At 69.8% G+C, this 12,515-nt stretch carries 15 protein-coding genes; 9 read left to right on the top strand and 6 right to left on the bottom strand.

Features of this window, described 5'->3' with window-relative positions; all coding sequences use genetic code 11:
• Window positions 1-123: 123 nt before the first annotated feature.
• Together AB3X52_RS08345 and AB3X52_RS08340 are read right to left on the bottom strand one after the other, a co-directional pair.
• The gene (locus AB3X52_RS08345; RefSeq protein ID WP_367993189.1) at window positions 124-1,056 is read right to left on the bottom strand and encodes a hypothetical protein; all 933 of its coding nucleotides are present in this window, start codon (window positions 1,054-1,056) and stop codon (window positions 124-126) included.
• Window positions 1,057-1,108: 52 nt separating this feature from the next.
• A complete protein-coding gene (locus AB3X52_RS08340; RefSeq protein ID WP_367993187.1) occupies window positions 1,109-1,369 on the bottom strand; it encodes a hypothetical protein in 261 nt (86 codons plus the stop codon).
• A 210-nt stretch (window positions 1,370-1,579) separates the two neighbouring features.
• Between AB3X52_RS08340 and AB3X52_RS08335 the strand changes: the two genes are divergently transcribed.
• A complete protein-coding gene (locus AB3X52_RS08335) occupies window positions 1,580-1,966 on the top strand; it encodes an iron chaperone (RefSeq protein ID WP_367993185.1) in 387 nt (128 codons plus the stop codon).
• Between the two features lie 13 nt (window positions 1,967-1,979).
• Here AB3X52_RS08335 and AB3X52_RS08330 read toward each other — a convergent pair whose 3' ends face one another.
• The 4 genes from AB3X52_RS08330 to AB3X52_RS08315 are packed head-to-tail and all read right to left on the bottom strand — an operon-like array spanning window position 1,980 to window position 4,980.
• A complete protein-coding gene (locus AB3X52_RS08330; protein ID WP_367993183.1) occupies window positions 1,980-2,453 on the bottom strand; it encodes a DinB family protein in 474 nt (157 codons plus the stop codon).
• A gap of 9 nt (window positions 2,454-2,462) precedes the next feature.
• Window positions 2,463-3,059 carry a cysteine hydrolase family protein gene (locus tag AB3X52_RS08325; protein WP_367993181.1) on the bottom strand — a complete coding sequence of 199 codons (597 nt, stop codon included), beginning with the start codon at window positions 3,057-3,059 and terminating at the stop codon, window positions 2,463-2,465.
• A complete protein-coding gene (locus AB3X52_RS08320; protein WP_367993179.1) occupies window positions 3,059-4,003 on the bottom strand; it encodes a 3-carboxyethylcatechol 2,3-dioxygenase in 945 nt (314 codons plus the stop codon). The genes AB3X52_RS08325 and AB3X52_RS08320 overlap by 1 nt, the downstream gene beginning before the upstream one ends.
• On the bottom strand, window positions 4,000-4,980 hold the full coding sequence (locus AB3X52_RS08315; RefSeq protein ID WP_367993177.1) for a zinc-binding dehydrogenase: 981 nt from the start codon (window positions 4,978-4,980) through the stop codon (window positions 4,000-4,002). Before AB3X52_RS08315 ends, AB3X52_RS08320 begins: the two co-directional genes overlap by 4 nt.
• Before the next feature lie 101 nt (window positions 4,981-5,081).
• Here AB3X52_RS08315 and AB3X52_RS08310 point away from each other — a divergent pair, with 101 nt between their 5' ends.
• The 8 genes from AB3X52_RS08310 to AB3X52_RS08275 all read left to right on the top strand — a co-directional run bounded on the left by AB3X52_RS08310 (window position 5,082) and on the right by AB3X52_RS08275 (window position 12,508).
• A complete protein-coding gene (locus AB3X52_RS08310; protein ID WP_367993175.1) occupies window positions 5,082-6,434 on the top strand; it encodes an aromatic ring-hydroxylating dioxygenase subunit alpha in 1,353 nt (450 codons plus the stop codon).
• Entirely contained in the window at window positions 6,431-6,766 is a 336-nt protein-coding gene (locus tag AB3X52_RS08305; protein WP_367993173.1) for a non-heme iron oxygenase ferredoxin subunit, read from the top strand. Before AB3X52_RS08310 ends, AB3X52_RS08305 begins: the two co-directional genes overlap by 4 nt.
• A 2-nt stretch (window positions 6,767-6,768) precedes the next feature.
• Window positions 6,769-8,046: an NAD(P)/FAD-dependent oxidoreductase gene (locus AB3X52_RS08300; protein WP_367993171.1), complete on the top strand. Its 1,278-nt coding sequence runs from the start codon at window positions 6,769-6,771 to the stop codon at window positions 8,044-8,046.
• Between the two features lie 2 nt (window positions 8,047-8,048).
• Window positions 8,049-8,639, top strand: a complete 591-nt coding sequence (locus AB3X52_RS08295; protein ID WP_367993169.1) for a 3-phenylpropionate/cinnamic acid dioxygenase subunit beta — start codon at window positions 8,049-8,051, stop codon at window positions 8,637-8,639.
• 96 nt (window positions 8,640-8,735) lie between these two features.
• Window positions 8,736-9,593, top strand: coding sequence for an alpha/beta fold hydrolase (locus tag AB3X52_RS08290; protein ID WP_367993167.1), 858 nt, complete (start codon window positions 8,736-8,738; stop codon window positions 9,591-9,593).
• Window positions 9,594-9,672: 79 nt separating this feature from the next.
• Complete coding sequence (locus AB3X52_RS08285) at window positions 9,673-10,560, top strand: SDR family NAD(P)-dependent oxidoreductase (protein WP_367993165.1); 888 nt, start codon at window positions 9,673-9,675, stop codon at window positions 10,558-10,560.
• On the top strand, window positions 10,557-12,119 hold the full coding sequence (locus tag AB3X52_RS08280; protein ID WP_367993163.1) for an acyl-CoA synthetase: 1,563 nt from the start codon (window positions 10,557-10,559) through the stop codon (window positions 12,117-12,119). The genes AB3X52_RS08285 and AB3X52_RS08280 overlap by 4 nt, the downstream gene beginning before the upstream one ends.
• On the top strand, window positions 12,119-12,508 hold the full coding sequence (locus AB3X52_RS08275) for a hypothetical protein (protein WP_367993161.1): 390 nt from the start codon (window positions 12,119-12,121) through the stop codon (window positions 12,506-12,508). The genes AB3X52_RS08280 and AB3X52_RS08275 overlap by 1 nt, the downstream gene beginning before the upstream one ends.
• The last annotated feature ends 7 nt before the right edge of the window (window positions 12,509-12,515 follow it).

Below are 12,515 nucleotides of genomic sequence, written 5' to 3'. Positions count from 1 at the left end.
CGTTCTTCCCGCATAGGGTCCGTGCGGGCGACGACGATGCCGGTGTCGCCACCGTCGCTGGCTTCAAGGGGGCCGACGCAGGCTTTTCATAATGGGGCTTATGACAGCGAAGGGAGATCGGCGTCAGGGGCCGTCGAGCAACACGTCAAGCCGGATACCATCTGTGTCTGGGGAAACCCATTGGTCGTTGACGAAGTCGCCGACATCGGGGCGCTGCGTCAGAAGTCGAACTGCGGCAGGTCCCTTGGCGATGGGGCACCGCATCCCGTCTGGGACACTCCCTGCGCTGTCGGCGACGACGAGTTCGTCACCATCGCGTAGCGTCCACTTGCGTCGTATCGCCCACTTCTCGCCCGTTGGGGACCAGCGGCCGCGCTTCACGGTCAGCCACCACTCTGCCTCTCGCTCGTGAACGATCTGCTCGGCATCTGCGAGCGTGGCGTCGCTAGCTCTGCGCACACCGACCACATAGCGCCCGGGCTTCGGGTACCAGTCGTCGTCCCATACGTCACGCCCCGTCGGCGCCACCGACGGGGCGTAGGGGCGGCGGCGTTGGGCGAAGTCCAGCGCCTGGTCGTCGAGGGGATAGAGGGTGAGCGAATGCTGCTCGATACGGCTTCGGAAGTCCGGATCGGTGCGCTGGAGCGCGATGCCCCACTGGCCCCGACCTAGTAGCGGGCGCGGCGACCGTTCGGCGACGTCTTCGTACTCCGCTCGTAATCGCCAGCCACGCTGGGGAACCTCGGCGATCGCATCGAACCCGGTGTCGTGTGCTTCAGTGATGCGGCAGCGAACCTCTAGCTCAACCGCGGTCGTATTGAGCCCCGTGATGACGAGGAGCCCGCCACGTCCCAGGAAAAGACCTGGCTGCGGCGCGTCGGGGAACTCTCCGCGGGGCCTGCCGATTGTGTAATGATCTCCAGCCACGTTGAATCGGCCGCGCCACCAAACGGCGCCGCCGGATGCTTGCGGTTCGAACATCGAGCACACGCGGTGCGCTTCCTCAATCGCACACGATGTTGCCGGATGGGGTACCGAGATCGGTTCCGAGACCATGTGGCGAATCTAGCGGCCAGGTCCGACGCTCCAGCGGACGGCGATGCGTCTGTTACTTCGGTAAGCCGCCGAGGTCGTCGATCTCGTCGGCGCTGAGGCCGGTCATCAGCGATACAGCAGCGGCGTCAGTGCCGTTGAGCTGGCCGAGCGCAGCCTTGATCCCGGCGTTGATCTCGTCGCGGTGGGCGTCGATGTACTCCCGCACGGCAGCGTCAACGATGTCCTTCTTCGAACGGGACATGAAGTGAGCTGCGTGCGACACGAGCTCGTCAGTGGCGGCGTCGACTTTGATCGGCGTAGTAGCGGTGGCCATGGCCCTGCCCTCCTGCTCAAGTACCAAAGTACCAAAGGGGTCCCAGTGAGGGGGACCTCAGAGTGCGGCATTCTTGTATATCGGTCCAGATCTATCTTCCTAGATCTGATTTGTAGATCTGTGTTGCGAGGCCAGCTGACCCGAACGGACACGGTTCGGCCGGGGAGGCGCACGGGCCCCTAAGCCGTCCCGGCTCTCTATGCTCGGGCCATGCCGATGCCGAAGCGCGTGGATGTCGATGACTACTACCGCCAGCTCCCGGAGGTCGCCCGCCCGCACCTGGAGCGACTCCGGGAGTTGAGCCGCGCCGCGGCCCCCGACCTGGTCGAGACGCTGCACTGGAACACCCCGGTCTACCTTCAGGACGGGGTGCGGCTGTGGATGCTGCAGTCGTTCAAACAGCACTGCTCGCTGCGGTTCCCCACCCACCAGTTCGGCCTCCACCGCGAGGAGGTCGAGGCGGCCGGCTACGAGACCGGCGAGGGCTTCATCAAGCTGCCCTACGACCGGGAGCTGCCGGAGGAGCTGTGCGCGCGGCTCATGACCTACCGCCTCGACGAGTTCGCCGAGACCGGCTCGGTGTGGTCGGGCCGCTGACCCGCTGCGTCTTCTACGCTCGGCGCGCCCGCAGCTGCTCGACCAGGATGTCGCCGTGGCCGGCGTGCCGGGCGAGCTCGGCGATCATGTGCGCGTAGACGAACCGCAGGCTCACCGGCTCCTCGTGCCAGGGGAACTCCTCGTCGAGCTCATGCTGGGCGGCGATGTCTCGCGACCGCGCGCATGCGGTGAGGAAGCCCTCACGCAGGGAGGCGACCGTGTCGTCCGGCGCCAGGACGAAGCTCTCGTCGATGCTGTCGGGCAGCCCGACCTCGGCGCGCGGGACGCCGGCGACCCGGGAGTGGAACCACACCTTCTCCACGAAGATCGCGTGCTTGACCAGGCCCGCGACGGTGGTCAGCGAGGGCACCAGCCGGGCGCGCGCCTCCTCCTCGGAGAGGCCGTCAAGGAGCGCCGCGACCTGGCCGCGTTGGACGTCGAGAAGCCCGCCGAGCAGCGTCCGCTCGTCACCCGTGAAGAAGTCCATGACCGGAGCCTAGGGGCCCGCCAGCTCCGCGAGGATCTCGTCCGAGGAGGCGATCCGGCCGAAGAGTCTCATCGACCCGATCGACGCCTCGTGGGCGGCCTGGTCGGCGGCGGAGCAGAGATCCTCGACCAGCACGGTCTCATAGCCGTGGTCGGCGGCCTGGCGGAACGTCATCTCGACTGAGGCATTGGTCGCGACACCGCCGACGAGCACCGTCGTGATGCCGCGCGCGGCGAGCGTCTCCTGAAGCACGGAGCCGTGGAACGGGCCAGGCCGCTGATGGGTGACCACGACGTCGCCGTCGAGCGGCGCCACGTGGGCGACGATCTCCGCTCCCGGCGTGCCGTCCTTCAGTGCGCCGGCGTGCTCGGTCATGGCCAGCAGCGGGATGGTGGCCACCAGGTCGTCGTACGACGGCGTGAAGGCGATCCGCAGGAAGACCGGCGTGACCCCGCGCGGCCGCACGGACTCCAGGAAGCGCGCCGTCGCACCGAGGACGTCGCGCTCGGCGACCTGTGCGGCGAAGACCGGCCCGAAGGCGCCCTCGGCGGTGACGATGTCGCCCTCGAGGTGGACCAGCAACACGGCGGTCGTGCGCGGGTCCATCAGGCACCCGCCTGCGACGCGGTGGCGACGGCGAAGCCGGCGATCCACTCCGGGATGGCCTCATAGAAGCGCGAGTCCATCGTGTAGGCGCCGGTGGCCGCGAGGGCCGAGAACGCGGCGATCCAGGTCCGTACCTCGTGGGAGGAGTGACCGGCCTCGGCGTTCATCTGTTCGACGGTCCAGCCGTCGACGTCCGACAGCGTGCCGTTCGCCAGGATGTCGAGCAGGGCGTTGTCCCAGGTCGGGTTGATCGGGATCATCGTGGTGTCGCCGGCGGCGTAGGCCTTGCCCGCGTCGATCACGCGCTGCTCGCCGCGCGCCCGCTGCTCGGGCGTCGGCGGGATGCCCTCGATGAGCGCCTCCGCGACCCGCGGGGGCGCGCCCTCCAGCACCGGCACCGGCGGGTCGTGGGAGAGGCCGCCGGAGCCGAGGAACAGCACGCGCTTGTCGAGCTTCGCGCAGGCGGCGCCGATGGCCTCGCCGAGTGCGCGGATCCGCGACATCGGGCCGAGAGGTGTGGCCACGCCGTTGATGTAGACAGGGATGACCGGCACCCGGTCGATGCCGCCGAAGAGGACCTCGAGCGGCTGGACGGCGCCGTGGTCGACGGTCATCCGCGCCGACACGGTGAGGTCGACGCCGCGGTCGAGCACGCCCTGCGCCACTCGGTTGGCGAGGTCGGTCGGCACCGAGAGTGGCCCGGCCTGTGACTCGAAGTCGCCGACGGCATTCGCCGCGGTGGCGAGGCAGAACGGCGGCATCTCCTTGTAGAAGAAGCCGTTGTAATGGTCGGGGTGGAAGAGCACGACCAACCCCGGGTCGAACGCCTCGACGAACGCCTTCGCACCCGCGACCGCGTCCTCGACGCGAGCGAGCACCTCCGGCGCGGGGTCGTTCTTGCCGATCAGGGGGGAGTGGGACAGGCCCACCGCGGCGGCGGTCATGCGGTCTCCTTCGGAGGGTTCACGACGACCTTGCCGGTCAGGTCGCCGTCGATCATCAGCTGGAAGCCCTGGTGAATGTCGGCGAGCGGCATGGTGCGGTCGACGACGGGGCGTGCGCCGGTCGAGGTCATCATTCGCAGCAGGTCGACGAACTCGGTCCGGGTGCAGCCGGTCGAGCCGAGGATGCGTTGCTGTTGGTAGAAGACGCGGCCGAGGTCGGCGGGCGGGTTGTAGCCCGAGGTCGCACCGGCGACGACGAGCGTGCCGCCGGGCCGCAGGCACTTGAGCGAGTGCGACCAGGTCGCTTCGCCCACGGTCTCGACGACGACGTCGACCTTCTCGGGGAGCCGGCCGCCGGACTCGACCGTGCGCGCGCCCCACGACTCGGCGAGCTTCCGCTTCGTCTCCGACCGCGAGGTGGCGTAGACGACCGCACCCGCGGCCAGCGCCAACTTGATCGCCGCCGAGGCCACGCCGCCACCCGCGCCCTGCACGAGCACCCGGTCACCGGCCTTGATCGCGGCCTGGGTGAAGAGCATGCGGTACGCCGTGCCCCACGCCACCGGGAGGCAGGCCGCCTCATCGAAGCTGAGCCCTTCCGGCTTGGGGACGAGGTTGCGGGTCGGCACCGTCAGCCACTCCGCGAAGGCGCCGTCGTGACGCTCGGAGAGGAGCGCTCGCTGCGGGTCGATGGTCTCGTCACCGCGACCCCGGTCGGCCGACGCGATGATCGGGTAGACCACCACGGCATTGCCGTCCTCGTCGTACCCGGCCGCGTCGCAGCCGAGGATCCGCGGCAGCTGGTCGGCGGGGTGGCCGACACCGCGCAGCGTCCACACGTCGTGCATGTTGAGGGAGGAGGCGAGCACCCGGACGAGCGACCATCCGGGCCTCACCTCGGGCTTGGGGACGTCGCCGAGCATCAGGCCTGACAACGGGTCGGAGGCACTTTGTGAGACAGCGGTCGCAGCGAGCATGGCACCGACCCTCACGGCTGCCGACACGCGCAGCCAGCGGTCGTGCCGTTCCGCGGAACGTTGCGTTGAGGTCGCCGGAGACGACCGTGAGAGTCGTCGGCATGACAGCGACAGATGCGTGCCGCAGCCTCGCCACCGGGGCCCCGAGCGGCAGCCTGCAGCGACCGGCGGAGCTCTTCCGGCCGGTCGACGTCTCCGGGCTCGTCGACGCCGAAGGCGGGTACGTCGACCGGGCGATCTTCACCGACGGCACGCTCTATCAGCAGGAGCTGCGCCGCCTCTTCGCGCCGAGCTGGCTCTTCCTGGCTCACGCGGACCAGTTCCACAAGCCCGGCGACTTCTTCACGACGTACATGGGCGAGGACCCGGTCATCGTGACGATGAACAAGAAGCGCGAGATCAAGGCGTTCCTCAACAACTGTCGCCATCGCGGTGCGCGCGTGTGCCGCGCCGACTTCGGGCAGACGCGCAACTTCACCTGCACCTACCACGGCTGGTCCTACGACCTGGACGGTCAGCTGGTCTCGGCACCGAACCAGGCGGCATACCCCGAGAGCTTCTCGATGGCCGACTGGGGCCTGGTCGAGGTGCCGCACATCGCGACGTACCAGGGGCTGATCTTCGGCACCTGGAATCCCGAGCCGGTCCCGCTGGTCGAGGCGCTCGGCGACATGGCGTGGTACATGGACGCGATGCTCGACCACGACGAGGAGGGCACCGAGGTCATCGGCGGCGTCCACAAGTGGGTGCTCGAGGGCAACTGGAAGCTCTCTGCCGAGCAGTTCGCCACCGACTGGTACCACGTCAACATGTCCCATGCCTCGGCGTTGATGGTGATGAGCCCGACCGGCAAGGGCCCCAAGGACGAGATCGTCCACCGCAGCGGGCGGCAGTTCGCCAACGAGCTCGGCCACGGCGCCGGCTTCCCGGTGCACCCCAAGAACCGCTTCGATGCCCGCACCGTCCACCAGCACGTCGACTACGCAGCGTTGCGCGAGCGGCTCGGCGAGGCGCGCGTCGAGGGCCCGCTGACCAATGGTCACGCCACTGTCTTCCCGAACTTCTCCTATCTCCCGGTCAACGGTTCCATCCGGATCTGGCATCCCAAGGGCCCGGACAAGATGGAGGTCTGGGCGTGGACGATCGTCGACAAGTCCTGGCCCGACGAGGTCAAGGAGGCGCAGCGCCTCTACAACCTGCGCACCTTCGGTCCCAGCGGCATCTTCGAGCAGGACGACGGCGAGAACTGGTCCGAGGTCCAGGCGATCTCGCACGGCTTCATCACCAACGGCGTCCCGCTGAACTACCAGATGGGTCTGGGCTCGGAGGAGCACGACGGCACCTACCCGGGCAAGACCTCGGAGCTCTACTCCGACGCCGCCGGTCGCGCGTTCTACGCCCGCTGGCGCGAACTCATGAACACCCCCGCCTGGCACGAGGAGAACAGCAAGTGAGCACTGGAATCCGGGTCGCGGCCCTCGACGACATCCCCGAGGGCGAGGGGATCGAGATCTCCCGCGACGTGACCGGCACCGAGGACGACATCGCCATCCTCCGCGACGAGGAAGGCACCTGCTGGGCGCTCAACAACACCTGCACCCACGAGACCGCCTCGCTGGCCGAGGGCTGGGTCGAGGACGGCTACGTCGAGTGCCCGCTGCACTCCTCGAAGTTCTGCCTCAAGACCGGTGAGGTTCAGGGTCTGCCCGCCACCGTCGATACTGTCCCGCACCGGGTCGAGGTCCGTGACGGCGAGGTCTACCTCTTCCCGGGCGAGAAGCCGTAGCCGTGGCCGAGAACCGGGGTCTCCGCGACGAGGCAAGCGAAGCGCGTCGTCGTGGGGTGAAGAACCGTGTGGTGGTCGTGGGCGGCGGGATCGCCGGGGTCGCGACCGTCGCCGCGCTGCGCAGCGGTGGCTATGTCGGGGAGATCGTCCTCGTCGAGAAGGCGGAGTTCCCCTACGACCGGCCGCCGCTGAGCAAGGAGTACCTCGCCGGCTCGCGTGACCTCAAGGCCGTCGCGCTCCAGCAGCCTGAGTGGTACGACGACCAGCGGATCGACCTGGTCGGCGACTCGGTCGCGGTGGCGGTCCGTCCCGCGCTCGGCGAGGTTGAGCTGGCCGACGGCCGGGTGGTGACTGCCGACAAGATCGTGCTCGCCACCGGTGGCCGGGCGGTGCGCCCGCAGATCCCGGGCGGAGACTCGCCGCGCGTCCACGTGCTGCGTGAGGCCGAGGACGCCGACGCTCTGCGGCAGCTGCTCGTCCCCGGCGCCCGGCTGCTCGTCGTCGGCGCCGGCCTGATCGGCGCGGAGGCGGCCTCGACCGCCCGCGAGCTCGGCTGCGAGGTCGTGCTCGTCGACCCACTCGACCCGCCGATCGCCGCGGCTGTGGGGCGTGACGTCGCCGCCTGGCTGCAGAGCCTCCACCCCGCCCACGGCGTCGAGACGCTGGTGACCACGCTGGAGTCGCTCCAGGAGACACCGACCGGCGTCGCGGCACAGCTCACGGGTGAGGCCGACAGCCGCGAGTTCGACATCGTCCTCCTCGGGGTGGGCATGCGGCCCGATACCGAGCTCGCACACGCCGCCGGCCTGGTCACGGACCGCGGGGTCATCGTCGACGAGCGGCAGGTCACCAGCCACCCCGACGTACTCGCCGTGGGCGACTGTGCGCGACTGCGCGACCACCGCCGCACCGAGCACTGGGAGGCCGCGCAGCACGACGGCCAGCGGGCTGCCGCCACCATTCTCGGCCTCGACCCGCCCGCGCCGACCACGCCGTGGTTCTGGACCGACCGCTACCACCTGCACGTCGAGGGCGTCGGCGAGATGCGCGACCCCGACGCGACGACCCGGGTCGTGGTCCGCGGGACCGTCGGCGAGCCGCCGTTCTCCGTCTTCACGCTCCGCCGCGAGGGCGAGGGCCACCGGGTCGTGGGCGCTGTGGCGGTCGACGACTCCAACGCCGTGCGTGCCGCCCGCCGGATGATCGACCGCGGCATCGCCGTCGACCCCCAGCACCTCGCCGACCCCGGCACCGACCTTCGCAAGCTCCTGAGAGGTTGACGATGACCCATTCAGTCCTCGACGACACCCTGGCGGGCCAGCGCGCCGGCCGCGACCTCCACTTCGAGGTCGAGCAGTTCTACTACGAGGAGGCCGAGCTCCTCGACGACGGCCGCTACGTCGACTGGCTCGACCTGCTCGCCGACGACCTCGACTACTGGATGCCGACCCGGACCAACCGGCTCCGTCGCCAGCAGGCCCTCTCGATCGCGAAGCGCGGCGAGGCGGCGTACTACGACGAGACCAAGGAGTCGCTGGCCTGGCGGATCCGGCGCTTCGACTCCGGGATGGCGTGGGCGGAGGACCCGCCGTCACGCACCCGTCATCTCGTCACCAACGTGCGGGTCACCCACGTGAACCCCGCAGAGCACGAGGGCTTCACCGAGGACGACCTCGTCGCGCGGTCGAACTTCCTCTTCTACCGCAACCGACTCGAGCGCGAGGAGAACGTCTTCGCCGGCCAGCGGACGGACGTCCTGCGTCGGCTGTCGTCACCCGAGGGCGTCACGACCGGCCGGCTGCAGGTCGCACGCAGGGAGATCCTCCTCGACGCCAACGTGCTCCCGTCCAAGAACATCTCCACCTTCTTCTGAACCGCGCCGCACCGCCTCGAGTCGCGTACAGGCATGCCGACTCGAGGCGAGAAACGGCGCGACTCGGCGCAATCGGTTCCCACGAAAGGCCCGTCAGTGACTCTTGAGGTCCCCGAACTCACCCAGCACACCGTCTCCACCACGGCCGGTGATGTCGCGATCGCCGAGGCCGGGTCGGCCGACGCGCCGGTGCTCGTCATGCTCCATGGCGGCGGCCCCGGCGCGTCCGGAATCGCGAACTACCACCAGAATCTCCCGGCGCTGACGAAGCGGTTCCGCGTGCTGCTGCCCGACCAGCCCGGGTTCGGCGGTTCCTACCGCCCCGACCAGGCGGAGCTGGACGCGAAGTCGATCACGCAGATCGCGGTCGACGCCCTGGTCGAGGCCTTCGACGCGCTCGGCGTCGGCTCCTTCCACCTGCTCGGCAACAGCCTCGGCGGCGCCGCGGCGATCGCGCTGGCCCAGCAGCACCCCGACCGCGTCAGCCGCCTGGTGCTGATGGCGCCGGGCGGCGGCTGGCTGCCCTTCGGCCCGACGCCGACCGAGGGCCAGAAGGAGATGTGGAAGTACTACAACGGCGAGGGCCCCACGCTGAAGAAGATGAAGTCCTTCATCGGGGTGATGACGGCCCAGCCCAAGAAGTGGGCCGAGACCGCGCAGGCGCGCTACGACGCCTCGCTGGAGCCCAGCCACGTGGACTTCTACCACCGGCTCAACGACCATTTCGCCAAGCGTCGTGGCATGGATCCGCTCTGGCGCGATCTCCACAAGGTCACGGCGCCGACCCTGCTGCTGTGGGGTCGCGACGACCGCACGATCACCCTCGAAGGTGCCCAGATCATGCTGAAGTACCTCCGGGACGTGCAGCTGCACGTCTTCGGCAACTGCGGCCACTGGGTGCAGCTGGAGCGACAGGCCGAGTTCGAGCGCCTCGTGACGGATTTCTTGGCATGAGCGAGCGCCAGCGAGCGACCAGGCGATCGGTCATGCCGCCGCGTCCGTATTCTCTGGTCCTTCCGACGGAGGTGGCGGCATGAGCGGCTGGCTCGAGGGGAACGTCGCCCTGGTGACCGGCGGCGGTAGCGGACTCGGTCGCGCGGTCGCCGAGAGGTACGTCGCCGAGGGCGCCTCGGTCGTCATCGTCGGCCACGACGACGCCCAGCTGAAGGCGACCATCGCCGCGCAGCCTGACGACGTTCGCGACAGCCGCTGGGCGTCGTACGTCGCCGACGTGCGGGATACCGACGCGCTGCATGCTGCGGTGGACGCGACGGTCGCGCGCTTCGGCAAGCTCGACACGCTGGTGGCCAACGCCGGGATCTGGGACTTCCAGCGGCAGCTCACACGGCTGTCGGGAGCGCAGCTGTCGCGGACCTTCGACGAGCTCTTCTCGGTCAACGTCAAGGGCTACCTGCTCGCCGCGGAGGCCGCCTGGCGGGAGCTGGTCAAGACCCGGGGGTGCATCGTGATGACGCTCTCCAACGCCTCCTTCTACACAGCCGGCGGCGGACCGGTCTACACCGCCGCCAAGCATGCCTGCCTCGGCCTGGTGCGGGAGCTCGCCTATGAGCTCGCCCCGCGCGTGCGGGTCAACGGCGTCGCGCCCGGCGGCATGAACACCGACCTCCGCGGCCCCGCGGCGGTCGGGCTGGAGGAGCGGTCGATCAGCGCGTCCTTCGCCAAGAACGCGGGGTCGAAGGCGGTCATCCCGCTGCACGACAGCTCGGTCGAGCCGGCCGACTTCACGGCGGCGTACGTCCTGCTCGCGGCGCGCGAGCAGAGCGGCCCGATCACCGGTGAGGTGATCAGCGTCGACGGCGGCATCGGCGTCCGCGGCTTCGCCTCGCCCGCGGGCGGCGACCACCTGCTCGACCTCGTCTCCGACACTGTCACGGACCCTGCGACGGGAGCCCCCGCATGACCGGCACCAACGCCGATATCAACCCTGCCGCGGCGGTCGCGGCCAACGCACGTTGCTTCGCCGACACCGTGGCGGTGCGCTACGAGGGCGGCGACCTGACCTACGCGGAGCTCGACGACCGCGCCGCCCGGCTCGCCACCGTCCTCGCCGAGGGCGGGGTCGGCGCCGGCGACCGGGTGGCGTACGTCGGGCTCAACTCCGCGACCTTCTTCGTGACGATGCTCGCGGCCTTCCGGCTCGGCGCGATCTACGTGCCGGTCAACTTCCGGCTGGCGGGTCCCGAGCTAAGGGCCGTGCTCGAGAAGTCCGGAGCGGTGACCGCCGTCGTCGAGGAGGGCCACCGGGCGGAGGTCGACTCGATCAAGGACGGCACCGCGCTCAAGCGCTTCCTGCTCGTCGACGACGACCCCGCGGTGCCTGTGTCGCAGCAGCCGGGCGCCGGCTGGGAGGGCTGGAGCGCGCTGATCGTGGCCGCGGCGCCGCATCCCACGGTCATCCCGCGCACCTTCGATGATCCGGCCGTGCTGATGTTCACCTCCGGCACCACCGGGCTGCCGAAGGGCGTCATCCTCACCCACGGCAACGTGTGGTGGAACTCCGTCAACGTCGACTCCCGTCTCGACACCCGGCGTGGCGACATCACCTATGCCTCGGCGCCGCTCTTCCACATCGGCGCGCTCAACTCCTTCGCGCTGCGGATGCTCGTGCGCGGGGGAACGGTCGCGATCCGGCGTACCTTCGACCCGCAGCAGTTCATCGATGATCTCCTCGAGCTCAAGGTCAACTCGATGTTCGTCGTCCCGGCGATGCTGCAGGCGCTGACCCGCGTGCCCGGCGTCTTCGAGAAGGACTACTCGGCGCTGCGCTCGGTCGTGGTCGCCGGTGCGCCGGTGCCGCCGTCGCTCATCGAGCAGTTCGCCGCCGCCGGCGTACTCCTGCAGCAGGCGTGGGGGCTCTCGGAGACCGCGCCGTTCGCCACCCACCTGCCGGCCGAGAAGACGGTCGAGAGGCTCGGCTCGGCCGGCATCCCGATGCCCTACACCGAGGTCCGGGTGGTCGACTCGACGACCAACGTGCCGGTCGAGGCCGGGGTGTCGGGGGAGATCGTCGTGCGCGGCCCCAACGTCACGCCCGGCTACTGGGAGAATCCGGAGGCCACCGCGGCGGCGTTCGACGAGGACGGCTGGTTCCACTCCGGGGACATCGGCTACCTCGATCCCGACGGCTACCTCTACATCGTCGACCGGCTCAAGGACATGATCATCAGCGGTGGGGAGAACGTCTACCCGGCCGAGGTCGAACGGGTGCTCTCCGACATGCCCGGCGTCACCGACGTCGCCGTGGTCGGCACCGCCGACGACGAGTGGGGCGAGACTGTCGTCGCGGTCTGCTCGATCGCCGAGGGCCACGACATCACCCTCGAGGACGTCCGGGCGTACGCCGCGGAGCGGGTCGCCCGCTACAAGCTGCCCCGGCGGCTCAAGATCGTGGAGATGGTTCCGCGCAACGCGTCCGGCAAGCTGGACAAGGTCTCGATCCGTTCGCTTCTGGAGGGCTGATGACTGCACCGAGGATCACGGTCGAGCACACCCTCACCGGGCGGCTCGGCCCCGCCTACCCGGCCGCGCGCCACGACCTCGAGCTGCGCGTGTCGGGCGTGCCCACGGAGGAGCTCGCGGCGGTGCTCACGGCGGAGTCCGAGCGGATCCTCCGTGAGGAACCCGCCTGCCGGAAGGTGGTCTTCGCCGCGCCCGCTGGTGACGTCGCGGTGATGGAGGCGGCCGAGGCGGCGGGCTTCCGCTATGTCGTCGATGTCGACATCGCGGCGGACCCGGCAGGCCCGCACCCCGACGGCCACGACGGCACCCTCGAACTGTCCCTGCTGGTCCGCGAGCCCGACTTCGTCACCCAGGTCGATCCCGACCTCGACCACGTCCCCCAGACCTGACGCGGCG

The sequence above is a fragment of the Nocardioides eburneus genome (assembly GCF_040838215.1).
GTDB classification, from domain to species: Bacteria; Actinomycetota; Actinomycetes; order Propionibacteriales; family Nocardioidaceae; genus Nocardioides; species Nocardioides eburneus.
The sequence above is the reverse complement of the archived record's forward strand: the minus strand, read 5'-3'. Positions and strand labels throughout refer to the sequence as shown.